General features: G+C 48.3%; 16 protein-coding genes. 13 read left to right on the top strand and 3 right to left on the bottom strand.

What is annotated here, in order from left to right:
- The first annotated feature begins 1 nt into the window (after position 1).
- The 7 genes from HMPREF0999_RS18565 to HMPREF0999_RS18535 all read left to right on the top strand — a co-directional run bounded on the left by HMPREF0999_RS18565 (position 2) and on the right by HMPREF0999_RS18535 (position 7,460).
- A complete protein-coding gene (locus HMPREF0999_RS18565) occupies positions 2–3,121 on the top strand; it encodes an efflux RND transporter permease subunit (protein WP_005861971.1) in 3,120 nt (1,039 codons plus the stop codon).
- A gap of 171 nt (positions 3,122–3,292) precedes the next feature.
- Positions 3,293–3,586, top strand: coding sequence for a PG0541 family transporter-associated protein (locus tag HMPREF0999_RS18560; protein WP_005861968.1), 294 nt, complete (start codon positions 3,293–3,295; stop codon positions 3,584–3,586).
- Between the two features lie 36 nt (positions 3,587–3,622).
- Positions 3,623–4,846, top strand: a complete 1,224-nt coding sequence (locus tag HMPREF0999_RS18555; protein WP_005861966.1) for an NADH:flavin oxidoreductase — start codon at positions 3,623–3,625, stop codon at positions 4,844–4,846.
- Positions 4,846–5,637 (top strand): SDR family NAD(P)-dependent oxidoreductase, encoded by a 792-nt coding sequence (locus HMPREF0999_RS18550; RefSeq protein WP_009276610.1) that lies wholly within the window; start codon positions 4,846–4,848, stop codon positions 5,635–5,637. Before HMPREF0999_RS18555 ends, HMPREF0999_RS18550 begins: the two co-directional genes overlap by 1 nt.
- Positions 5,638–5,773: 136 nt before the next feature.
- Complete coding sequence (locus tag HMPREF0999_RS18545; RefSeq protein WP_005861962.1) at positions 5,774–6,358, top strand: 50S ribosomal protein L25/general stress protein Ctc; 585 nt, start codon at positions 5,774–5,776, stop codon at positions 6,356–6,358.
- Positions 6,359–6,443: 85 nt separating this feature from the next.
- Positions 6,444–7,007 carry an aminoacyl-tRNA hydrolase gene (gene pth, locus HMPREF0999_RS18540; protein ID WP_005861960.1) on the top strand — a complete coding sequence of 188 codons (564 nt, stop codon included), beginning with the start codon at positions 6,444–6,446 and terminating at the stop codon, positions 7,005–7,007.
- 21 nt (positions 7,008–7,028) lie between these two features.
- Complete coding sequence (locus tag HMPREF0999_RS18535; protein WP_005861957.1) at positions 7,029–7,460, top strand: RNA-binding S4 domain-containing protein; 432 nt, start codon at positions 7,029–7,031, stop codon at positions 7,458–7,460.
- Between the two features lie 175 nt (positions 7,461–7,635).
- Here the strand turns inward: HMPREF0999_RS18535 and HMPREF0999_RS18530 are convergent, their stop codons facing one another.
- The 3 genes from HMPREF0999_RS18530 to HMPREF0999_RS18520 form a co-directional block, all read right to left on the bottom strand.
- Positions 7,636–8,106, bottom strand: a complete 471-nt coding sequence (locus HMPREF0999_RS18530; RefSeq protein ID WP_005861956.1) for a toxin-antitoxin system YwqK family antitoxin — start codon at positions 8,104–8,106, stop codon at positions 7,636–7,638.
- Between the two features lie 102 nt (positions 8,107–8,208).
- Positions 8,209–9,852, bottom strand: coding sequence for an Ig-like domain-containing protein (locus HMPREF0999_RS18525; protein ID WP_005861954.1), 1,644 nt, complete (start codon positions 9,850–9,852; stop codon positions 8,209–8,211).
- Positions 9,853–9,896: 44 nt separating this feature from the next.
- On the bottom strand, positions 9,897–12,695 hold the full coding sequence (locus tag HMPREF0999_RS18520; protein ID WP_009276609.1) for a TonB-dependent receptor: 2,799 nt from the start codon (positions 12,693–12,695) through the stop codon (positions 9,897–9,899).
- A gap of 196 nt (positions 12,696–12,891) precedes the next feature.
- Here HMPREF0999_RS18520 and HMPREF0999_RS18515 point away from each other — a divergent pair, with 196 nt between their 5' ends.
- From HMPREF0999_RS18515 to dapF, 6 genes are all read left to right on the top strand, one after another.
- Positions 12,892–14,163: a DUF3843 family protein gene (locus HMPREF0999_RS18515; RefSeq protein WP_009276608.1), complete on the top strand. Its 1,272-nt coding sequence runs from the start codon at positions 12,892–12,894 to the stop codon at positions 14,161–14,163.
- Between the two features lie 425 nt (positions 14,164–14,588).
- A complete protein-coding gene (gltB, locus tag HMPREF0999_RS18510) occupies positions 14,589–19,106 on the top strand; it encodes a glutamate synthase large subunit (protein ID WP_009276607.1) in 4,518 nt (1,505 codons plus the stop codon).
- 25 nt (positions 19,107–19,131) lie between these two features.
- Positions 19,132–20,556 (top strand): glutamate synthase subunit beta, encoded by a 1,425-nt coding sequence (locus HMPREF0999_RS18505; protein ID WP_009276606.1) that lies wholly within the window; start codon positions 19,132–19,134, stop codon positions 20,554–20,556.
- 26 nt (positions 20,557–20,582) lie between these two features.
- On the top strand, positions 20,583–22,247 hold the full coding sequence (gene asnB, locus HMPREF0999_RS18500) for an asparagine synthase B (RefSeq protein WP_009276605.1): 1,665 nt from the start codon (positions 20,583–20,585) through the stop codon (positions 22,245–22,247).
- 122 nt (positions 22,248–22,369) lie between these two features.
- Complete coding sequence (locus tag HMPREF0999_RS18495) at positions 22,370–24,091, top strand: DUF6383 domain-containing protein (RefSeq protein ID WP_005861940.1); 1,722 nt, start codon at positions 22,370–22,372, stop codon at positions 24,089–24,091.
- A 754-nt stretch (positions 24,092–24,845) separates the two neighbouring features.
- Positions 24,846–25,655, top strand: a complete 810-nt coding sequence (dapF, locus tag HMPREF0999_RS18490; RefSeq protein ID WP_005861939.1) for a diaminopimelate epimerase — start codon at positions 24,846–24,848, stop codon at positions 25,653–25,655.
- Positions 25,656–25,682 lie beyond the last annotated feature (27 nt).

Below are 25,682 nucleotides of genomic sequence, written 5' to 3'. Positions count from 1 at the left end.
TATGAGTTTATATGGAACAGCGGTAAGAAAGCCCGTATCGACCGCCCTTGTATTTGTGGCGATCGTGATCTTCGGACTTTTTTCCTTAAGCAGGTTATCAGTGGACTTGCTTCCGGAGATAGAGACGAACACCATCATGGTGATGACGGCCTATCCCGGCGCCAGCGCTTCGGATATCGAGATGAACGTTTCGAAGCCCTTGGAAAACGTGTTGAATAGCGTAAGCGACTTGAAGCATATCACGTCGCAATCCCGTGAGAATATATCGATCGTAACGTTGGAATTTAATTATGGCATCGATATCGATGTCGCCACGAACGATGTCCGCGACAAACTGGACATGGTAGAGTCTTCCCTACCCGATGACGTAGAGAATCCGATCATCTTCAAGTTCGGTACGGACGATATCCCTATCTTGATCCTTTCCGTGACCGCGGAGGAGAGCACGAACGCTCTTTACAAGATCTTGGACGATAAGGTATCCAACCCATTGGCCCGTATCAGTGGCGTGGGTGCCGTGTCTATCTCCGGTACGCCGATCCGTGAGTTGCAAGTGTATTGCGACCCGTACAAGTTGGAGGCTTACGGCCAGACCATCGAAGGTATCTCTACCATCATCGCGCAAGAGAACCGGAATACACCGGGAGGTAGTGTAGATATCGGCTCTAATACCTACTCCTTGCGTGTTCAAGGAGAATTCACGGACGCTAAGCAGATGCTAGACCTAGTGATCGGTAGCCAGAACGGAAAGAACGTATATCTGCGTGACGTGGCCCGTGTAGAGGACAGCATCGAGGAACGTGCGCAAGAAACGTTCAACAACGGCACGAAAGGTGGTATGATCGTCATACAGAAACAGTCCGGAGCGAACTCGGTGAACATCGCCAAGAAGGTACACCAGAAACTTCCGGAGATACAGGCTAGCTTACCCTCAGACGTGAAGCTGGACGTAATCATGGATACTTCCACGAATATCTTGAATACGATCGATAGCTTGAAAGAGACGATCATGATTACCTTTATCATCGTTATGTTGGTGGTATTCGTGTTCTTGGGACGCTGGAGGGCTACGTTTATCATTATCTTAACCATCCCGATCTCCTTGATCGCTTCTTTCGCTTATTTGCTGGCCTCGGGCAATACGTTAAACATTATCTCGTTGAGCTCACTTTCTATCGCTATCGGTATGGTGGTGGACGACGCTATCGTGGTATTGGAGAACGTAACGACCCATATCGAGCGGGGTAGCCAGCCGAAACAGGCCGCTGTACACGCCACGAACGAGGTGGCTATCTCGGTTATCGCCTCCACCCTTACGATGTTAGCGGTGTTCTTGCCGTTGACGATGGTTACGGGTATGGCGGGTATCTTATTTAAGCAGTTGGGATGGATCGTTAGTATCATCATGATCGTTTCTACGGTAGGCGCCTTGACATTGACCCCGATGCTTTGCTCACAGTTATTACGCCAGCAACCGGAGAAGGGTAAATTGTACCGGATGTTCTTCACGCCTATCGAAAAGGGATTGAACGCTTTGGATCGCGGTTACGGACGCTTCTTGAACTGGGCCGTACGCCACCGGAAAACGGTGATCGTAGGCGCTACGCTGATCTTCATCGGCAGTATGATGCTGATCCCGGTTATCAAGACGGAATTTTTCCCGACACAAGATAACGCACGCATCGGCATAACGATTGAGTTGCCGATCGGTACACGGCAGGATATTACCCGTGAGTTAGCTCTCGACATCGACAAGAAGTTCCGTGAGAAATATCCGGAGATCCTAATCAGTAACTTCACGGAAGGTACGGCGGATACGGATAATACCTTCGCCCAGCTAAGCAATAACGGTACGCATATTATCGAGTTCAATATAAACCTAACTAGCGTGGGCGACCGTGAGAGAGGTCTTACCGAGATTTGCGAGTTGATGCGGCAGGACTTAGCCCAATACAGCGAGATCAAGAAATTCGAGGTACTCGCCGGAGGGCAGGAAGGTTCTATGGGTGGAGAGACCTCGGTTAACATCGAGATCTATGGTTTTGATTTCGCCCAGACGGATGCCGTGGCGAATGAGATCGCCCGTCGTATGAGAAATGTAAAAGGATGCTCGCAAGTAAATATCAGCCGTGAGGATTATATCCCGGAATACCAGATCGACTTCGACCGGGAGAAACTGGCCATCAACGGGCTGAACGTAACAACCGCCTCTATGTATCTCCGAAACCGTGTAAATGGTTCCACCGCTTCAAAATATCGTGAGGATGGAGATGAGTATGATATCAAGGTACGTTACGCCCCAGAGTTCCGTGAGTCCGTAGAGGATCTTGAGAATATTTTGATCTATAACAATGAGGGCAAAGGCATCCGCATCCGTGATTTAGGCAAGGTAGTGGAACGTATGACTCCCCCGACCATCGAGCGTAAAGACCGTGAGCGTGTGATCACCGTATCTGCCGTAGCGGGTAAGGGAGCGGCATTGAGCGACTTGGTTGCCGCCGCCCGGAACGAGTTGAAACAAATGGATATCCCATCCGACGTAAGTTGGCAGTTGGGTGGAACATTCGAAGATCAGCAGGATACATTTACCGATTTGGGTATCTTGATGGTATTGATCATCATCTTGGTATTCATCGTGATGGCTGCCCAGTTCGAGTCGTTGGTAGACCCGTTCGTGATCATGTTCTCTATCCCGTTCGCCTTTACAGGTATCGTATTGGGATTGGCGGTCACGCAGACACCATTGGGCGTTATGGCTTTGATCGGCGTGATCATGTTGATGGGTATCGTGGTTAAAAACGGTATCGTGCTGATCGACTATACGATCTTATGTCGGGAACGTGGCATGGGTATTATCACATCGGTAGTGACTGCCGGAAAATCCCGTCTTCGCCCGGTATTGATGACAACATTGACGACCGTTTTGGGTATGATCCCGATGGCGGTGGGAACCGGCGAGGGTTCCGAGATGTGGCGCTCGATGGGTATGACCGTGGCTTGGGGTCTTTCCGTATCCACCTTGATTACCTTGATTATTGTTCCGACGGTCTATGCCGTATTCGCCGCCAACGGCGTAAAACGAAGACGCCGCAAAATAAGAAAGGCATTACGAAATAATTAATTATCTTTGCGTACCATAGGGAAGCCGAGGCCAAGCAAACCTCGATGGGCATTGTTAGGTCGTGACAATGCCCATTGTAAGGTGCTTACGATGCCCATTATAAACAGGCTTGAATGCCCATCGCAAGAAAAGCCTCCCTACGGGTATGCGATCTCATAAAAAAGCAACTATATGAAAGCGATATTTATATCTTTCAATCAAGCGTATTACGAGACCATCGTCAATATCATGGACCGTAATAACCTTAAAGGTTTTACCTATTGGGATGTCGTGCAAGGACGGGGAAGTAAAACAGGCGAGCCACATTACGGCAATCACGCTTGGCCTACCTTGAATTCAGCTATCCTTACGATGGTAGAAGACGAGAAGGTCGATCATTTTCTGGAAATCCTACACAACTTAGACAAGGAAACGGAAGCGCAAGGGCTTCGGGCCTTCGTCTGGAATATAGAGAAAACTATCTAACTTAATTTTTCGGAACAACTATATTAATCTATTGATATGGACAAATCAATCCTGTTTACACCCGGTAAGATCGGTCCGCTAACACTTAGGAACCGCACGATCCGGGCCGCCGCATTCGAGAGTATGTGCCCGGGAAACGCTCCCTCGGAGCAGTTATTCAACTATCATACATCCGTAGCCGCCGGAGGGATCGGCATGACGAACATAGCTTATGCCGCCGTGACGCAAAGCGGCTTGTCGTTCGAGCGTCAGCTGTGGATGCGTCCGGATATTATTCCCGGCCTCCGCAAGCTCACCGACGCTATCCATAAAGAGGGAGCCGCCGCTTCCATCCAGTTAGGCCATTGCGGTAATATGTCGCATAAGCGGATTTGCGGATGCACGCCTATCTCAGCGTCCAGCGGGTTCAACCTCTACTCTCCCACGATCGTACGAGGTATGAGACAATCCGAGATCGCTTCCATGGCTCGTGCCTACGGTGAGGCCGTACGATTGGCACGTGAGGCAGGTATGGACGCTGTCGAGATCCATGCCGGGCATGGTTATCTGATCAGCCAATTCCTTTCCCCGTACACCAACCACCGGAAAGACGAGTATGGAGGAAGCCTTGAGAACCGTATGCGCTTCATGAGAATGTGTATGGAAGAGGTGATGAAAGCAGCAGGTTCCGACATGGCCGTAACCGTAAAGACCAATATGCGGGACGGGTTCAAGGGAGGACTTGAAATAGACGAATGCCTAGAAGTAGCCCGTACACTCCAAGACCAATGCGGAGCGCATGCCTTAGTACTAAGCGGCGGATTCGTGAGCCGTGCCCCCATGTATGTAATGCGGGGAGAAATGCCGATCCGTACGATGGCGTATTATATGCCTAGGGGCTATCTACCGATTGGAATCCGCATGGTGGGTAAATATATGATTCCCTCGGAACCGTTTAAGGAGGCTTACTTCCTTGAAGATGCGTTGAAATTCCGCAAAGCCTTACATTTACCTCTTATTTACGTAGGAGGATTGGTCTCCAGAGACAAGATCGAGGAGGTACTGAACGACGGGTTCGAGTTTGTGGCCATGGCACGTGCCTTGGTGAACGAGCCGGGCTTCGTCAACCGTATGAAAGAAGACGAGCACGCCCGTTGCGATTGTGGGCATAGTAACTATTGTATCGCCCGTATGTATAGCGAGGATATGGTCTGTCATAAGAACGTGAAAGGTCTTCCGGAATGTATCGTACGTGAAATCAAAAGGCTTGAATATAAATAATGGAAAAGAAATGGGCTTTAGTCACGGGGGCCAGTTCCGGAATAGGTCTCGCCTATGCCGAGGAACTAGCCTCACTAGGCTATCAGTTAGTGATCGTCAGCAATGAGGAGCAGGCGATCCGGGAGAAAGGTGAGTTTCTCTCCGAGAAATATGGTATAGAAGTTTTGCCGCTTTATCGTGATTTGGCGATCCCCGGGGCGGCCAAGGAGCTATATGATACTTGCCAAAAGAAAAACATCCCAATAGAGGTATTGGTCAATAACGCCGGTATGTTTTTTTTCTGCGAGACCTTACAAGCTAAGGCCAACATCGTCGAGAAAATGCTCTACCTCCACGTGACTACTCCTACCCAGCTCTGTTATTATTTTGGGCAAGAGATGAAGAAACGGCGTCATGGATATATCCTCAATATGTCATCCCTATCTTGTTGGCTACCTTATCCGGGAATTACGCTGTACGCTTCCACCAAGCGATACTTGAAAAGTTTCTCCCGGGGCTTGCGTTCAGAGTTACTGGATTATGGAGTAAGCGTAACCGTACTTTGTCCCGGCGCCGTCGCCACGAATTTATATAACCTAAGCGACAACTTAAAGACCTTAGCGATCCGCCTAGGTATCATGATGCGTCCGGAAAAACTGGCTAAAAAAGGGATTAATGCCTTGTTTCACCACCGGGCTTCCCTATTACCGGGTCTCTTCAACAAAATATGCACACCCCTCGTAATGCTCCTCCCCCACGGCCTTGTCCGTTGGATCATGCGAACCACGAAATTAGTGAAGCTAGATCGATAATCCGACAAATAACATGCGAAATATTTGTCACATCAAACAAAAATCGTATCTTTGCACCGCTTTTTAGCCCCGTACCGTGTGATGGGAAATTAGGAAGCAAAATAACTAATTTTGAGTAACACAAAAATTAAAGAAAATGAAGACATTTGAGTTAGAAGGAAAAGGAAGAGAGATCGTCGCTCGTTCCGCTGATCAGAAAAGAGCCTTGAAAGCAATGCGTAAGAACAATGAAATTCCTGCTGTATTATACGGTGGCGAAAAAGTAACTCACTTCACGGTTACAAAAGAAGCCGTTCGTAAGTTGGTTTACACTCCGGAGATTTTCGTTGTTGAGTTAAGCATTGACGGTAACAAGACGATGGCAATCGTTAAGGACATGCAGTTCCAACCTGTAACTGACGAAATCCTTCACATGGACTTCTTGGAAGTATCTAAGGACAAAGCCGTAGTAATGGAAGTTCCGGTTGTTTTGGAAGGTCACGCAGAAGGTGTTAAAGCCGGTGGTAAGTTGTCTCTTCAAATGAGAAAACTGAAAGTGAAAGCTATATACGATCAAATCCCTGAAAAGTTGACGATTAATGTGGATCACCTTGGCTTAGGTAAGACTATGCAGGTAGGTGCTTTGCACTTCGAAGGTCTTGAATTGATGAACGCTAAAAACGCTGTTGTCTGCGCCGTTCAATTGACTCGTGCCGCTCGTGGTGCTCAGGCTAAAGGATAATCTGAGGTAAAAACATTATTACAATACATGAAGGGGAGGATATTCATAGAATGTTCTTCCCCTTTCTTTTATAGATTCGAGGATAATGAAATATTTGATAACAGGACTTGGTAATATCGGTTCCGAATATTGGGGAACCCGTCATAATATAGGTTTCCGGGTTGTCAACCATTTGGTAGAGAGCGTAGGAGGCAATTTCACTGAGGAGCGATACGGGGCAATCGCACGCATACGGGTGAAAAACTGTGACTTGATCGTGCTAAAGCCGAATACCTTTATGAACCTCAGCGGCAACGCCGTTCGGTACTGGTTGCAAAAAGAGAACATTCCCGTGGAAAATCTATTGATTGTCGTAGATGATCTGGCATTGCCATTCGGAACCTTACGTCTGAAACCAAAGGGTAGCGACGCCGGGCATAACGGGTTGAAGAATATCGCCCAGTTATTGAATACGCAGGAATATTCCCGCCTTCGTTTCGGCATAGGCAGCGATTTTCCACGGGGCGGACAGATCGATTACGTGCTAGGGAAATTTCCCCCGGAGGAATTGCAATTGATGCCAGAGATATTGGATCGTGCGACAGAGATCATCAAGAGCTTCTGCCTCGCCGGCATCCAGATTACGATGAATCAATTTAATAATAAATAAAAAGAGACTGAGAATACAGATATGAACGAGGTACGTATCGATAAATGGATGTGGGCGACCCGTATCTTTAAGACCCGCACGATAGCCGCGGAAGCTTGCAAGAAAGGGCGTATCATGATAGGTGGAGTAACGATCAAACCTTCCCGCATGATCAAGGTTGGCGATGTGATCCAAGTGCGTAAACCGCCGATCACCTTCTCTTTTAAGGTAATCGGATTGATCGAGAATCGTGTGGGCGCGAAGCTCGTCCCGAATTACTTGGAGAACGTGACAACCCCGGATCAGTATGAGATTCTGGAGATGAACCGTATCTCCGGTTTCGTGAACCGTGCGAAAGGTCTCGGACGTCCTACCAAGAAAGACCGTCGTGAACTGGAGCAATTCACTGAGCCGGAATTCATGGATGACGGATTCGATTTCGAGTTCGACTTTGGAGAAGAGGATGAGGAGTAAGCATGCTGATTTCCACTCAATTACATTTACCAATATTTTCATCAAGAAGTAAAAGTATTTTCACCTAGAGGTAAAACTGTTTACATACTGATGTAACGACATTTACCTCTAGAGGAAAAAACATTTACCATTAGAGGTAAATGTCGTTACAACGGTATGTAAACGGCAATTATTCCTATTGATTCTCCTCGGAAAGCAGATTCCCCTCCTCATCCCAGCTACGCCAGACACCAGATTTCTTCCCTGCCGTATAGAACATCTCATACAACAAATTTCCCTTATCGCTCCAGATACGCCAAGGGCCGTCCTTTTGCCCTTCCTTATAAGAAGCCAGGCCGATCAGCTGGCCGTTATCGCTATACGTGCGCCATTCACCATGGAAGATCCCGTGATAGTAGGAACGCACCTCGGCGATCTTGCCATCCGGATAATAGATCACATAGGTTCCCTCGGGACGGCCATCCTTCAGGTACAGCTCCATCTTGAGCATGCCATCCTCATAGAATTCCGTATAGCGGCCCGTATACGGGGTGGTTTGTGTCTCATCGGTATAATACTGTCCCTCGCTCAATACCAAGTCTTGCGCCAGCACGGTCCAAGAGGCTCCCGCCAAAAAAGCGGAAAGTAACAATAGCTTTTTATTCATGATACATTCTTATCTAAATTATACATAAAAAGACACCGAGGGATCTTTCCGGATACCTCAGTGCCTTTAACAAATTCACAACCTATTCAATGCCAAGCTTGATTAATATTCGGTATTTTGAGGATCCCAATTAGTCCAACCGGCAGTCCAGTCATTCTTTCCGTCGAAAGCACCTTTGTAAGTTACTTTTTCGAAGAAGCTGTTGTTCAATACCTCATCGACAAATTCAGCGCCTTGCACAGCTGAAGCTACGACAGAAGAGTAATCACCATCTTTAGAGATAATCTCGTTGGTCGTTGCCAGAGTCGTGTTGCTACCGGCAAGATTGAAGAAGTTCTCACTTACCTTATCATCCTCATAGAAGTTCTTCCACATACCAGCAAAGATCACATTCTTGATGGCGATGCCATCGTTTGCCGTACCTTTCTTATCAGTAGCACGAAGTCCGTAAGGCCAGCCGGTGAATACGGAGTTGTAAACATTCAAGCTGGTATTACGACGCAGGTGCATGGCTGCCTGGAATTTACCACCCTTGGCACCGTTAGCAGCGTCGGCTGTCTTGGCTTCCACCTCAGCCTGTGTCTTATCGGATACCTTGCCATAGAAAGGACCTATCAAGGTTACATTGGAGAAGACCGGCTTGGTAAGCGGAGTGTTGGAAGAACCGTCACCGTCGTTATCAGATTCAAAACCGTTAGAGTCTGAAGTATCAGCGATATTCTTATCACGTACGCTCAACAAGAATTGCAGTTTACCCGTATAACCGAAGTCTGTATCGAAATCATCATCCCAGCCTTTGTAAGCGATCAAGTGTTTGGCATTTACCGTTCCACCGAACCATTCGTAAGAATCATCGTTCGAAAATGAAACCTGAACGAACTCCACTTCCGTGCCGCTACCAACGCCGCCGAAGGTTAAGCCATTGATTTCCTTGTCTGGCTCCAAAGGATAACCGGCAAACTCGATACGAACGTATTTCAATTTACCGGAACTTTCCGCATTAAACTCATCGGAGGTCGTATTTCCATATAATGTACCAGGTCCTCCTTCGATAGTTGGTTGATTGGTACGATTCACACGAGCGTTACCACAAATAATCAGACCGCCCCAGTCACCTGTCAAACGTTTACCCGGCTCTTTATCGGACGTAAAGACGATCGGTTTGTCAACAGTACCTTCGGCGATGATCTTAGCGCCCGGCTCGATAATCAAGGAAGCGGCTTTCTCGCCCGGACTAACGGACACACCTTTGATAACAGAACCAGCCTCAATAGTCAATGTAGCGCCTGATTTCACGTATACGAAGCCTTTCATGAAGTTCTTGTCGGCAGCGTTGATCGTTAGATCAGCCGTGATATTTCCTTCCAATATCACCTCTTTGGAAGACGGAGCATCATTAGAGACAGTCACGGTACAAGTAGCCGTTTTACCGCCATCCTTCGTAGTTACAGTAATCGTAGCGGAACCTTCGGCCACGGCTGTTACCTTACCGGCATCAACAGTCGCTACCTTTTCATCGGAAGTACTCCATGTAACCGTTTTATCCGTAGCGTCACTTGGAGTAATAGTCGCGGACAAGGTAGTGGATTCGCCCACCTTGATAGTAGCGGTAGTAGGACTGACTGCCACAGCCGATACGGCTACAGAGCCATCAGGTTTATCATCGTCATCACTACACGATACAGTCCCAAACATAACGGCCATCGTTAACACAGAGGCCAAACCTTTTAAGAGAAATCTGTTCATAATAAAAACATTTTGTTTGTAATAGATATATATTCAATTAAACATCAAAACCTAAGGGAAACACCGATATTGATATCCACTCCCGGGCGATAGCTGCGGATCAGTTGCTCACGCTCGCTCTTGCCGCCTTTGTCGTCTGTCAGTTTCACGAACTGCTTGTACTCGACCTTGGAGTTCAACATATCCTGGATTCCCGCCTTGATCTCGACAATCTTGCCAATCTTCTTCGAGAAAGTAAGATCCAACGAGTTGCGGGGCATCTCATATATATCAGGGATATCCTCGTTCTGGTTCTGCATCGGGACACCGACCGACTCAATACGCTTCCCGATCCGGTTATAGAGCAGGGAGGCGGAAATCCCCTTGTCATCGTACTGGTAGAAAAAGCCGGCATTAACCAAGTAGGGAGATTGCCCTGCCAAAGGGCGATCCCGCTCCGGTGCCCCTTCCTCAAAACGGACACGGCTATAGATATATGCGGCGTTGCACACAAAGCTCAAGCCTCGCAGCCCTATAAAGTCGAGGTTCTTTTTAACGTCCAACTCTACGCCGAAGGTCTCGGCGTTCTTCGCGTTATGATAGGTATATTGCAGGCCGGAACCAGCCTCGTTGTACGTCTCCTCGATAGGATCCTTGAAGTGCTTGTAGAAACCGCCGATCGTGATCATTTCGCCCGCGGCTGGATAGAACTCATAACGAAGGTCGATATTGTCAGCATAGGCATTCTTCAGCTCCGTATTTCCCACGATGTTTGCGTCTCGCTCGAAGTTGAAGTACACATAAGGCACTACCTCTCGGAACTCCGGACGGTTGACCGAGCGACCGTAAGCGGCGCGGACCAAATGTTTTTGTGAGAGGTTGTAGGCAACATTAACTGAAGGGAAAAAATCCGTCGTCTTATTATCCAAGTGTACCGGGGTCGTACCGTCCGAGCTATATCCGTCCATCTTCAATTGGTAGTATTCCATACGAACACCGATATTAGCGTTCAACACCTCCCCATAATTCAGTTTAGCGGAGACATAGGCGGCTCCCAACATGTTCTCGGAAGTATAAGAGTCACTGTTCGTAGTTGTCTCACGCATCCATATCTTATCCGCCGAGATATTTTCATCAGCGAACAACTCCGTATAATCCCAGTCCGCATACCGGTCGTAGCCGCTACCCAACAGGTTGTAGCCAAAGCGACGGGCAGCGAAGGTACGGCTCTTATATTCACCGTAGACACCTCCATTGAGAACAGGAGCGAACCTATCGGATACGGTGAATTTATGTTCGTAGTTGGCGGCTATAGAGGCGCTATGATCCTTCAATTCTTGGTAATAACGCATCGGGTCAGAGACATAGTAGTTCGGCTGTTCCGTACGGTTCTCGTCAAGGATGGAGTTCACGATCTTACGATCCGGCTCACGGTAGGAGGCGAAGGCATAGCCCGCCGTCCAATCCACCTTGTTAACATTCTCTCGCAAGGTATGCACACCGCTGATCTGCCCGGAGTAAGTGGTACGCCCGGTATAGAGGGATTCCCACTTACGGATATTCTTGTCGGAATAATAGTTCATTCCTTCCCTTTGTGTCAGAGCGGAAACGCCACGCTGGCTGAAGAAGTTGCGAAGCTCATATTTGCTGCCATCCCGTTGGAATGACCAGTTAAAGAGGGCCCCTAGCTTGGAGGTATTCTTATAGCGGATATCGTTGTACTCAAAGCGGGGACGGGATACGTCGTTCTTCACGTCGTAGGCGATGTAGTTGTTATTCACCGTCTCCGAGTAATCGTACTCGGTACTCCAGTTCAAGTTCGTAATATTTCCGATCTTCCAGCCGCCCACATCATAAGAGCGGTGCGAGGTAAGGGATATCTTCTGATCGGGGATGGCGGTGAACTTGTTGATCCCCCAACGTTGGTTGATTTGACGGGTAAAGGCAGCCGCCTCATCCGTGGAGTGTTCTCCTAGGTGAGCGGGGAAAGAGGAAGGCAGGTTTCTCACGCCCGCTCCGAATCCAAGGTAATCCTTTGCCGTGCCGTCCGTCAGCTGGAAGTTACGGAAGGTGGCGTTCGTGTTGAAGCCCATTTGGCAGGATACGTTGAAGGTGTTCCCGTCCGGGATATTCTTGGTCATCACCCGCACGAAACCGCCGGAGAAATCCGCCGGAAGCTCGGCCGAGGGGCTCTTGTATATCATCATGTTATCGATCAAGGAAGAAGGAAGCACATCGAACGAGAAGGCACGGCTGTCCGTCTCGCTGGAAGGGGTCGTGGCGTTGTTCAGCCATACATTATTATAACGTTGCGCAAGCCCTCGAACTACGATAAAACGATCGTCCACGATGGTGATTCCCGGGATGCGGCGAAGCACCTCGGCGGCATCGCTATCCTGTGTTTTACTGATTTGTTGGGCAGAAATGCCGTTCACGACCGGAAGGCTCTTGCGTACGGTATTTAATACGGCCATCTCGGTTCCCAATTTCCGTTGGGCCACTACGACCACATTCTGTAATTGGAGGTTAGCGTCGGAAAGCTCGATATTCAACACCACCTCTTGACGTGCGACTACCGGAACATCCTTTACCGTTTGCGTTTGGTACGACACGTAAGAGGCGGCTACCGTATAAGTACCTGGTCTCACGTTCTCGATACGGAAATTACCGTCTATATCCGTGATAGCGCCAACCGTAGTCCCCTCGATCACAACCGAGGCGCCGATCAACGGTTCTTTTATCTTTGCGTCCGTAACCGTCCCGCAAATAACCCCTGTTTGTGCCCATAGAGAGAATGACAGGAAAACTCCCACCCAGAAAAGCCCTAACCTTTTCAATCTTTTGCCCCTTAAACTCTTTCCCATTATCTTACTACTTATTATTTCATCTTTGATTTCGACGCAAAAGTACGGGGGCGGTATTTCAAAGATGTTTAGATCCAATAACAATGAAGACAACAAATGTTACATTTTTAAGACCGCAACTTTTCCTTATCGTTTGACATAGCTAACGTATTTTTACTACATTTGCACTCCTGAATGCATAAAGACATTTAATAACATGAAGAACATTAAAATTTTCCCGAAAGACTGGTTGCAGTTGCATCCCTATAAACAAAGCACTCCCGTGGATTCCTATTATACCGGAATAGCGAACCGTATCTACGATATCATGGAGAAGACCGAGTTGGTAAACTCCTTCGAGGGCGAGGAAACAAAGCAGATCTGTATCCGCATGGCCGCCTACTTCGAAGACGTGATCTCCGGCATGGGGCTTTGGCGTGCCTTCATCCTTACCCATAAGGAGCTATACGGCAAATACCTCCCCTTCTACACTCCGGACGATCATTATTACGACGATGAGGTGAACCTTGAGGACGTGCGTTTTCTCCTTTGGCATTATACCCAGCAGTATCACGGCTATCGTAAAGGCACTTTCGTCAGTCCGGACAACCCTGCCAACGAATCCACCGGCATGCTTATCTACGACCTGTTCTGCAAAGAGTGGACCACGGCGCCGGAGAATACCCGCATGGCCAAGCTTTTCGCCCTTGATACCCGCTACGAGCGGCAAGAGGATTACGACCGTCTATTGCAATGGTTCCATTACGAATCCTATATCCTGCCTGAGTCGGCCCGGGAACTGAGCGACTTCGCCCACGACCGCTGGAAGGAGCAGCCCGACCTCAACCAAGAGCAGCTTAACAACCTGCTCGTCAACAGCCACGGCATGATGGCCTACACCAGCAAGACCTCCTTGCTAGGCCTGACCTCCCCGCAATGGCTGGCAAAGATATTGCCCGCCGAGCATCCCGACCATGCGGTATTTCAGAACACCGCCGACGAGTCTGTAGCCACCCTGCCCGACGATATGCTGGAGGAAAACCGCCAACAATACGAGACTTTCCGCAAAGCCGCAGGTGACAAACTGCTTCTCTATTTCGACAAGACCGAAGATGCACAAACATTTATCACGGAGACTTCCGGCCTTATCCCCGCCGAGAACTTCCATCTTCCCGAGGACTGGCAAGGCAAGAAGCTGGCGATCTACGCCACGCCCGAGGAAGGCGCCCAAGTCATTACCCGTGACGTGGAGCTGATCAAGGATGAGAACAATCCCTTCTACGACGCCAACCGTGCCGCCAAGCAAGCGCTCTCTTTCTTCATCGTGAAACATTGCAGCGTTTACTTCCTGAAAGAGCTGGTAGACCGAGGCATGTTGGCCGACGCACAAACGAAAAGCCTTACCAGCCCGGAACGTGGCAAGGCGATCATACAAGATAATTGGAAATTCCTATCCCGCTATTTCATCCGAGAATATCCCGATAGATAAAACAGATAGGAAGCGACATCACAATCCGTGACAGCGCTTCCGGAGAAAAAGAAGCACTGTCGCAATCCGTGACAGCGCTTCCGGAAAAAAAGAAGCACTGTCGCAATCCGTGACAGCGCTTCCGGAAAAAAAGAAGCACCGTCGCAATCCATGACAGCGCTTCCGGAAAAAAAGAAGCACTGTCGCAAAACGTGACGGTGCTTCTTTTTTAGTTTGTCTTTCATTTAGAAAACTAACCAGCCAAATATCTTTCAAATAAAAAGAATAAACCCAATAAATACTTACAAATAGAAACATCAGATAAGATATTCTTATCTTTTCTCCATTCTTTCGCTCCTACAAGCAATCACATTATGCCATTAATACCTATATTTGCGAAACAAATTGACGCAATAATCATTTATACGCAAACATAAGGTCAACAAATGAAAACAAACAGGAATCATTTTAATAGCAGACAAGGATTATACGACCCGTCTTATGAACATGACGCTTGTGGAGTAGGAATGTTAGTAAATATCCACGGCGAGAAATCGCACGACATCATCGAATCAGCCCTTAAGGTACTAGAGAACATGAGGCATCGAGGCGCTGAGGGAGCCGATAACAAAACGGGTGACGGAGCGGGAATCCTATTACAGATCCCTCATGAGTTCATCCTCCTGCAAGGAATTCCGGTTCCAGAGAAAGGCAAATATGGCACCGGACTAATCTTTCTCCCCAAAGACGAGGAACAGCAAGCAAGCATCCTCAGTATCCTCATCGAGGAGATCGAGAAAGAGGGATTAACCTTGATGCACTTACGCAAAGTTCCCGTTCATACGGAAATCTTGGGAAAGGACGCACAAGCGACCGAACCAGATATCAAGCAGATATTCATCATCGGCTGCAACGATCAGCAAGAGCTGGAACTAAAGCTATACCTCATACGTAAGCGGGTCGAGAAAAGGGTATCGGCCACCGACCTTCCGGCCAAGGATGATTTCTATATAGCGTCTCTTTCCACCAAAAACATCGTTTACAAAGGCATGCTGGAATCCATGCAGCTACGCCATTACTTTCCGGACCTGACGCAACCTTATTTCACTAGCGGACTGGCATTGGTACATTCACGCTTCAGTACCAACACCTTCCCCACTTGGAGTCTGGCGCAACCTTTCCGCCTACTAGCACATAACGGGGAAATAAACACGATACGGGGCAACCGGGGATGGATGGAGGCCCGGGAGAGCGTACTATCCTCCCCCAGAATCCCGGATATCAACGATATACGCCCGATCATCCAGCCGGGCATGAGTGACAGTGCCTCACTGGATAACGTATTGGAATTCTTCGTGGCCTCCGGGATGAGCCTGCCGCATGCCATGGCGATGCTGGTACCGGAGAGTTTCAACGAGAAGAACCCGATCTCCGAAGACCTAAAGGCTTTCTACGAATATCACTCCATCTTGATGGAACCGTGGGACGGGCCTGCCGCCCTGCTCTTTAGCGACGGACGCTACGCCGGAGGCATGCTAGACCGTAACGGTCTCCGCCCCGCCCGTTACCTGATCACGAAACATGACATGATGGTCGTGGCCTCCGAAGTCGGCGTCATGGATTTCGAGCCTAACGAGATCAAGGAAAAAGGCCGTCTGCAACCCGGAAAGATCTTACTCATCGATACCGAGAAAGGCGAGATTTATTACGATAGCGAGCTGAAGGAACAACTGGCGAACGCCCAGCCCTACCGTACTTGGCTGGAGAAAAACCGGGTGGAATTGGACGAGTTGAAATCCGGCCGTAAGATTCCTCATAAGGTAGAGAAATACGACAAGCTACTGCGTACGTTCGGATACAGCCGTGAGGATATCGAACGTATCATCGTACCGATGTGCACGGGAGGGGCGGAACCGGTCGGCTCCATGGGCAACGATACGCCACTGGCCGTATTATCCGCCCGTCCGCAAATCCTCTATAATTATTTCCGCCAACAATTCGCCCAAGTAACCAACCCGCCGATCGACCCGATCCGCGAGGAACTCGTCATGAGCCTGACCGAGTATATCGGGGCCGTGGGAAGCAATATCTTAGTTCCAACCGAGAGCCACTGTAAAATGGTTCGGCTGAACCATCCGATCTTGACCAATACACAACTGGATCTCCTGTGTAACATCCGGTATAAGGGCTTTAAAAGTGTTAAGCTCCCCACTTTGTTTGACGCAGAGAAAGGATGCGCAGGACTGAAAGCCGCCTTGGACGAATTATGTAAACAAGCGGAGCAATCCGTCACCGACGGCGTTAACTACATCATTTTAAGCGACAGGAACGTAGATGAGAAAAAAGCGGTGATCCCCTCCCTGTTAGTGGTAAGCGCCGTGCATCACCATCTGATCTCCGTGCAGAAAAGGGTGCAAACAGCGCTGGTAGTGGAAACCGGCGAGATGCGTGAGGTAATGCACGCCGCCCTCTTACTAGGCTACGGAGCCAGTGCCATCAACCCTTATATGGCTTTCGCTATCTTGGATGATCTAGTAGACAGGCAAGAGATACAATTGAATTACGAGACTGCCGAGAAGAATTACGTAAAAGCCATTTGCAAGGGTTTATTCAAGGTTATGAGCAAGATGGGGATCAGCACGATCCGCAGTTACCGGGGAGCAAAGCTTTTCGAGGCGATCGGCCTAAGCCGGGATCTGGCAGATACTTACTTCGGGGGAACCACCAGCAACATCGGTGGTATCCGCTTGGAAGAGATAGCGGCAGATGCGATCGCCATGCACAATGACGCATTCTCCCACCCCACGGATTCTTTATTGGAACATAAAGGCATTTATTCCTTCCGCAAGGATGGCGAGAAACACGCTTGGAACCCGGATACCATTTCCATGCTTCAACTGGCTACCCGCTTGGGGAGCTACAAGAAATTCAAGGAATATTCCCATGTGGTTGATGAGAAGGAAAGCCCCATATTCTTGCGTGATTTCCTGACCTTCAAACAACGCACCCCGATCCCCTTGGAGCAGGTAGAGCCGGAAGAAACGATCATGCGCCGCTTTGTCACGGGAGCGATGAGCTTCGGCTCTATCAGCCGGGAAGCGCACGAGACGATAGCTATAGCCATGAACAAGATACACGGACGCAGTAACACGGGCGAGGGTGGTGAGGACTCGGCTCGTTTCATCCCCCGTGAGGACGGGTTATCGCTCCGCTCCGCCATCAAGCAAGTAGCCTCCGGACGCTTCGGCGTGACCACGGAATATCTGGTAAACGCCGACGAGATCCAGATCAAGGTCGCCCAAGGAGCGAAACCGGGCGAAGGAGGACAGCTTCCCGGCTATAAGGTGAACGATATCATAGCGAGAACCCGTCACTCGATCCCGGGTATCTCTCTGATCTCTCCCCCACCTCACCACGATATTTACTCGATCGAGGACTTGGCGCAATTGATCTTCGATCTGAAGAACGTGAACCCTCAAGCCGAGATCAGCGTGAAACTCGTATCCGAGAGTGGCGTGGGAACCATCGCCGCCGGTGTAGCCAAGGCAAAAGCGGACCGGATCGTGATCTCCGGGGCAGAAGGAGGAACGGGGGCTTCCCCGATAAGCTCTATCCGTTACGCCGGAATCCCACCCGAGCTAGGACTATCCGAGACTCAACAGACGCTCGTGATGAACGGCCTCCGGGGACAAGTCCGCTTGCAAACAGACGGACAATTGAAAACCGGACGGGATATCGTATTGATGGCGATGCTGGGTGCCGAGGAGTTTGGATTCGCCACCTCCGCCTTGATCGTCTTAGGCTGTGTGATGATGCGTAAATGCCATATGAACACGTGTCCGGTAGGTGTCGCTACCCAAGATGAGGAATTACGTAAACGCTTTCATGGCCGACACGAATATTTGGTGAATTTCTTCACCTTCCTCGCCCGTGAAGTTCGGGAATATCTGGCAGAGCTAGGCTATACGAAACTAGACGATATCATTGGCCGTACGGACTTACTCATGCGTAAACCTTCCGATCATATCGAGAAACATGATCTATTGGATCTCAGCCGCTTGATCCATCTACCGGAACAAGCCGCCACGCAGGCCATCCATCATGTCACCCGTCAACTCCACGCGATCGACAACGTGAAAGATGTGGATATAATCCGTCACGCAAAGGCCGCCATCGAATCCGGACAGGAAGTATCGTTGGATTACGCGATAGCCAACACCGATCGTTCCGTAGGAGCCATGCTTTCCGGCGAGATCGCCAAGCGGTACGGGAACATCGGGTTACCGGAGAACACCCTGCATATCAAGTTCAAGGGGGCGGCGGGCCAGAGCTTCGGAGCCTTTCTGGCTCACGGCGTACATTTCCGGTTGGAAGGCGAGGCGAACGACTATCTCGGAAAAGGATTGAGTGGCGGACACATCAGTTTAATGCCTCCGGTACGCTCCACCTTTATAGCGGAAGACAATACGATAGCCGGTAATACCTTATTATATGGGGCTACCAGCGGTGAGGTTTATATCAACGGCCGGGTCGGAGAGCGTTTCTGCGTGCGAAACTCCGGGGCGATCGCTGTCGTGGAAGGTGTAGGCGACCACTGTTGCGAGTACATGACCGGAGGCCGGGTTGTCGTCTTAGGCAATACAGGCCGGAACTTCGCCGCCGGAATGAGTGGCGGTGTCGCTTACGTATGGAACAAGAATGGTGATTTCGATTATTATTGCAACATGGAAATGGTAGAGCTTTCCTTGATCGAGGATAGCACCTCACGGAAGGAACTTCATGAATTGATCCGCAAGCATTATCATCATACCGGCAGCCATCTGGCCGGATTAATGCTCGATAACTGGAACAAGTACGTGGATGAGTTCATCCAGATCGTCCCGATCGAATACAAGAAAGTACTCCAAGAGGAACAGATGCGCAAACTCCAACGCAAGATCGCGGAGATGCAGAAAGACTACTAAATATTTACACAAAAACAAGAGAACTATGGGAAACCCAAGAGCATTTCTAACGATACATAGACAAGAGGCGGGCTATCGTCCCGTCCACGAACGTATAGATGATTTCAGCGAGGTAGAACAGACCTTGAACAGCGGCGACCGCCGTACGCAGGCCTCCCGCTGCATGGATTGTGGCGTACCCTTCTGCCACTGGGCCTGCCCGCTGGGTAACAAGCAACCCGAATGGCAAGATTTGTTATACAAAGGCCGTTACAAAGAGGCATATCACGTATTGGAGCAGACCGACGACTTCCCGGAGTTCACGGGACGTGTCTGCCCCGCCCTCTGCGAGAAAAGCTGCGTACTGAAACTTAGCTGCGACGAACCTGTCACGATCCGTGAGAACGAGGCGGCTATCGTGGAAGCCGCTTTCCGGGAAGGATACGTACAGCCTATCCAACCGGTACGCAACGGGAAAAAGGTAGCCGTGATCGGTAGCGGTCCCGCCGGATTGACCGTGGCGAACCAATTGAACCGGAAAGGATATGAAGTCACCGTATTCGAGAAAGATGAGTTACCGGGCGGCTTGCTACGCTTCGGCATCCCCAATTTCAAGCTAGGCAAGCACATTATCGATCGCCGTATCCGTATCATGGAGCAAGAAGGGATTCTTTTCCGTGTAAACACGATGGTCGGCAAAGAGATATTAGCGAAAGATGTAGTGAAAGATTTCGACGCTGTTTGCGTAGCGATCGGCGCCGAGGTTCCCCGGGATCTATCTATCGAGGGACGTCATTTAAGAGGCGTACATTTCGCCTTGGAGTTATTAAGCCAGCAGAACCGGATCTTAGAAGGCATCCCGATCCCGCCCAAAAGCCAGATCAATTGCAAAGGCAAGAAAGTCTTAGTGATTGGCGGAGGTGATACGGGTAGCGATTGTGTAGGGACAGCGAACCGTCATGGGGCGGCCTGTGTCACCCAGATCGAGATCATGCCCCAGCCACCCGTCGGACAGAATCCGGCGACACCTTGGCCCATGTATCCGCAAGTACTGAAAACCAGCAGCAGCCATGAGGAAGGTTGTATCCGCCGGTGGAACCTAACCTCTAACCGTTTTATCGGAGAGAAAAACAACCTGATAGGGGTTGAGGTAGAAGAAGTCGAATGGGTTCCCTCCCCAGACGGAGGCCGTCCGCAGATGAGGCTGACCGGCAAGAAAGAGATCATCGAGGCCGATCTGGTTTTCCTCGCCATGGGCTTTCTGCATCCGGAACAAGAAGGATTGATCAAAGAACTGCGATTGGCTACCGACAACCGCGATAACATCGCCGTAGACAACGCCGGATATACCGCCAACAGCAACCTATTCGCCTGCGGAGACGCTGTCAGCGGAGCGAGCTTAGTCGTAAAAGCGATGGCCTCCGGCCGTAATGTCGCCCGATCCATCGACCGTTTCTTACAAACCAACTAATTTTCAACTTTCAATTTTTAATGATCATGTGTGGTATAACAGCGATATTCAATATACACGACGGAGCGCAAGCCCTGCGTAAACAAGCGTTATTAATGAGTAAACGAATCCGTCACCGGGGGCCGGACTGGAGTGGTATCTACCAAGGCAAAACCGCTATCTTAGCCCATGAACGCCTTTCCATCGTAGACCCTGCCTCCGGAGGGCAGCCTTTGGTCAGCCCCGACGGCAAACTCATCCTCTGCGTCAACGGAGAGATCTACAACCATCAGGAATTACGAGAACGGTTAAAAGGCGATTACGAGTTCCAAACCGGCTCCGATTGCGAGGTGATCCTCGCCTTATACAAGAAGAAAGGGATTGATTTCATCGAGGATCTCAATGGTATTTTCGCCTTCGCTCTCTATGACGAGGAGAAAGGGGTTTACTTGATCGCCCGTGACCCGATCGGCGTGATCCCGCTCTACATCGGATACGATGACGAGGGACACTTGATGGTATCTTCTGAGTTAAAAGGACTTGAAGGCTTCGCCACTCATTACGAGCCGTTCCTCCCCGGTCATTATTTCTATAGCGAAGACCGTAAACTCACGAGATGGTACACCCGTGACTGGATGGATTATGCCAACGTGAAAGATAATCCTACCGACGTACAACAACTTCACGATGCGCTGGAAGCCGCCGTCAAACGCCAACTGATGAGCGATGTCCCTTATGGCGTCCTTCTATCCGGAGGTCTGGATTCCTCCATCACCTCCGCTATCGCCAAGAAATACGCGGCGAAACGCATCGAGACCAATGGGAAAGCGGACGCATGGTGGCCTCAACTCCACTCGTTCGCCATCGGATTGAAAGATGCCCCGGACTTGCTCGCCGCCCGTAAAGTAGCGGATGCGATCGGTACGGTTCATCATGAGATCCATTATACGATACAAGAAGGATTGGACGCTTTACGAGATGTCATTTATCATATCGAGACCTATGATGTCACTACCGTCCGAGCCTCTACCCCCATGTATTTATTGGCCCGTGTGATCCGGAGCATGGGTATCAAGATGGTACTAAGCGGCGAGGGTGCGGACGAGGTATTCGGGGGATATTTATATTTCCATAAGGCCCCGAATGCACAGGCTTTCCATGAAGAGACCCTGCGTAAATTAAGCAAATTGTATTTATATGATTGCTTGCGTGCGAACAAAAGCCTTTGCGCATGGGGCGTAGAAGGACGAGTGCCGTTCTTGGATAAAGAGTTTCTTGATGTGGCCATGCGTCTGAATCCGGCGGCAAAGATGTGCCCGGGTACGACCATCGAGAAGAAGATACTTCGAGAAGCATTTTCCGACAGCTTGCCCAAGGAGATCGCTTGGCGGCAAAAAGAGCAATTCTCGGATGGGGTAGGCTATGGCTGGATCGATACATTAAAGAAAATAACCTCCGAGTCGGTCACTGATGAAGAGATGGCGAATGCCGCCAAACGATTCCCAATCAATCCACCCCAAAACAAGGAAGAGTATTATTACCGCTCCATCTTTGAAGAGCATTTCCCCAGCGAAAGCGCAGCGAGAAGCGTACCTTCCATTCCTAGCGTAGCATGTTCTACCGCAGAGGCTTTAGCTTGGGACTCGGCTTTCAAAAACATGAACGAGCCAAGTGGCAGGGCCATAAAAGACGTACATGAATCCGCTTATTGACGAATATTTCTTTTCTTTAGTAGCAAAATGCACCAACTTTTATGAATAATAAACGCTGGTGCATTTAATTTTTATAATAACTTTGCCAGCTAGAGTCATAAAACACTTTAAAACAAATTTATATGAAGAAAATCTTTACATGCATTAGTTTGGCAGCCGCTACATTCATGGCTACCACCCCAGTGATGGCACAACAACAAAAACAATTAACAGATAAAGAAAAGGCTGCTGTTGTTAAAGTTATTGTTCCTGCCGTTTTTGATCAAGTAAAGCAAATCAGTGGAGTTGATTTCATGTCTCTCACAAATCCTAATATCGAAAGCATAATTAATTCCCCTTTATTTTTGCCTCAAGTATCAAGCCTACGTGCAGATCAATTAAATCCAATCTCGGTTACTCCTGATAGTTTAAAATTGGATCTTAGTTCTATGGATTTTTCTGCGATAGCACCGGGAATGGGTGATTTCATCGCAGGGATCGTTAATGACGTAAAACTGACATTCAGTGATTATAAAGAATATAACGTTTCACTTAACGGACAATCCGTAAAAATTGATTTACCAGAGAAAATTGATGTATCCGCAGCTGCTTTAGTTGACGCAGAAACGGGTAAACCCACAAATTTATTATCGGTATTAATCAAGACCGGGAACAAAGGAACCATTCTTCCTTTCAACAGCTTATCCGTAGAATTGAAATTAGGTTGGTTAGGTACCGTGGGTAGCATGATCCCTAATTTCCCGCTTAAAGATGGAAAATTGATAAGCCTAACAGAAACAGCAAATAGCTCTGGTACGATTGATTATACGATTACTTTAGAAGATAATTTACGTAGTCTAGCTGCAACGTTAGCTCAAGTCCCGAACTTCCAAATATCTCTTGATATGACAAAGTTGATGACAGAAAGTACTATCAAGGCTAGCTTATTCGGTAAACCTCTACAAGCACCTAACGCAAAATTGCCAATGGGTGACGCCGTCGTATATGCAAACTTGAAATCAACAACAGGCATGCCTGCAGATTCTATTGTCTTGACTTCATATGATGCCGCATCTAGCAAAATCAAAGGATATAAGAAGTTGACTCCGACAATTGGCGTATCTGGAGCAAATCTAGTTTTAACGACAACAGATTCAGTACGTGCTGACGTAAATACAGCTTGGACTCCAATGTCTAAACAGATCGTTACAATGCCAGCAACAATGAGCACAGCAATCAATTCTATTATGTCCTCTCTTGTTAATGGTGTCGTTAGTAATCTTAAAGCAAGCGCAGAAACCAATTACACTATTACAATCGATTCTATTTACGAAGCTAAAAAAGATGAGGTTATTCGTGTAATGGAAATCGACGCAACGACAAAAGTTGAAGCTACGAGCTTAAAAGATACAAAGATGATCGTAGATGTCAACTTCTTGAAAGGAAGCAGTAAAGAAAAAGTCATGAATATCAAGGCTACGGCTCCTACAAATGATACTAAGATTACGGTAGACTTTAGTCCTGCTGTTGATCCTAATGGCGATGGCGTTAAAGAAAATGTCCGCATGGCGACATTATATATTACATCTGACGCTATGGGTATCATCACCGATAACGAGACTATCAGTGACGAGGTTCAAGAGGTTACGGTATCTACAAACGCTAGCGGTCTTTATGTAAAGAATGGTAAGGGTAATTATGTAATCGTTAATATGGTAGGTAGAGTTGTTTCTACGGGTATCATCACTAGCGATGAGCAATACATCAGTACTCCGAATATGCCGAACGGTATTTATATGATCTCAATCGATCAGTCTAAGCTCTTGAGATCTGCTCATAAGACAACTGTTAAGTTCGTAAAATAAATTATCTAGATAATTAGTTAATCTGATAAAAGGAGCTATCCGGAAACAAAACCGAGTAGCTCCTTTCTTTTTGTCAATTTGTAAACCAAACTCCCGGAGAGTTGATTTTTCTGGCCTGATGTACTTCTCGTCCCTAAATATGAGAAAAAATATTAGCAAATGATTGTTTAGTAATATATTAGCCAAATACGACCTTTTGTTCTAGAAAAATAATTCATGCTAGTTCACATTTATACGGGTCAAAACATATTTTTTATACGGATAAAAGAGGCATTTCATACGGTTGTATCGCCCGACGCGACTATATGTATCGCCTTATGCGACCTATTGCGTTGGCTAACGCCACTACTTGCGTCGCCCAACGCAACCTTTCGTGTGACAAAACATGACCTTTTACGTAGAAATCAGTGGTTAAATACGTATTTTCACCCATTATCTATCCCTAGTTAAGGCTTCTTGAAAAAGAGGCTCGTCAGACAAACAGACTTATTTTAAGCAAATAGATAGATATATAGCTTTTTTACTTACAGTTACAGCAACCCATATTCACAAAGCATATATTACGATATAAAACCAAAACACACACTTCTAATTATCATTTATAACTAAAAGCATATATTATAACTTCAATCTATTACAAACCTCATATTTATAAAACATTCGAGCCTCTCACCTGTTATATACTTATCAAAACGTTATATATTTGCATTACAATAAAACAAAAAGAAATAATATAAAGAATAATATCATCAAAATGACAAAATCAATCAGATTCACAAAGATGCACGGTGCCGGAAATGATTACATCTATGTAAACACGATGGTCTATCCGATAGACAATCCCGAGGAATTATCTATCGCATGGAGCAAGCCGCACACAGGCATAGGATCTGATGGTTTGGTCTTGATAGGTTCTTCAGACATCGCCGATTTCAGCATGCATATCTATAATGCGGACGGCTCCGAGGCGATGATGTGCGGAAACGCATCCAGATGTATTGGCAAATATGTCTATGAGGCCGGCCTAACGCAAAAGAACAAGGTCACCTTAGAGACCTTATCAGGTATCAAAGAGCTACAATTGAAAATAGAGCGTGAAGAGGTCACCGAGGTCACGGTAGATATGGGAATGCCTGCCGTAGGCGAGATGGCCTTGGAGGTTGAGGCTGGAGGAGAAATTTACACCGGCACCGTCATCTCTATGGGAAATCCTCACTTGGTTATCTTCGTGGACGAGATGGACCAGGTCGGTCTGGCAAGCGTAGGCCCGTTACTGGAATGCCTCCCGCTTTTTCCGGACCGGACAAACGTGGAGTTCGTGCAGGTGCTAAAGCCGGACGAGGTACGGATGAGGGTGTGGGAACGAGGTTCCGGCATCACACAAGCCTGCGGAACCGGAGCTTGCGCCACCGCCGTGGCCGGGGTCGTACGTGGGAAGACAAAGCGAAAGACGAAGGTCATCATGGATGGGGGCCCTTTAACCATCGAGTGGGACGAGCGAAGCGGTAAGGTCTTTATGACCGGCGGAGCGGTCAACGTGTTCGAGGGATTCATCAAAGTCTGACACGGGGAACAAGACAAAACAACAAAA

This window comes from Parabacteroides sp. D25, from assembly GCF_000307475.1.
Taxonomy (GTDB): domain Bacteria; phylum Bacteroidota; class Bacteroidia; order Bacteroidales; family Tannerellaceae; genus Parabacteroides; species Parabacteroides distasonis.
Note: the sequence above shows the minus strand (reverse complement) of the source record. Positions and strands in the feature narration are given on the sequence as shown.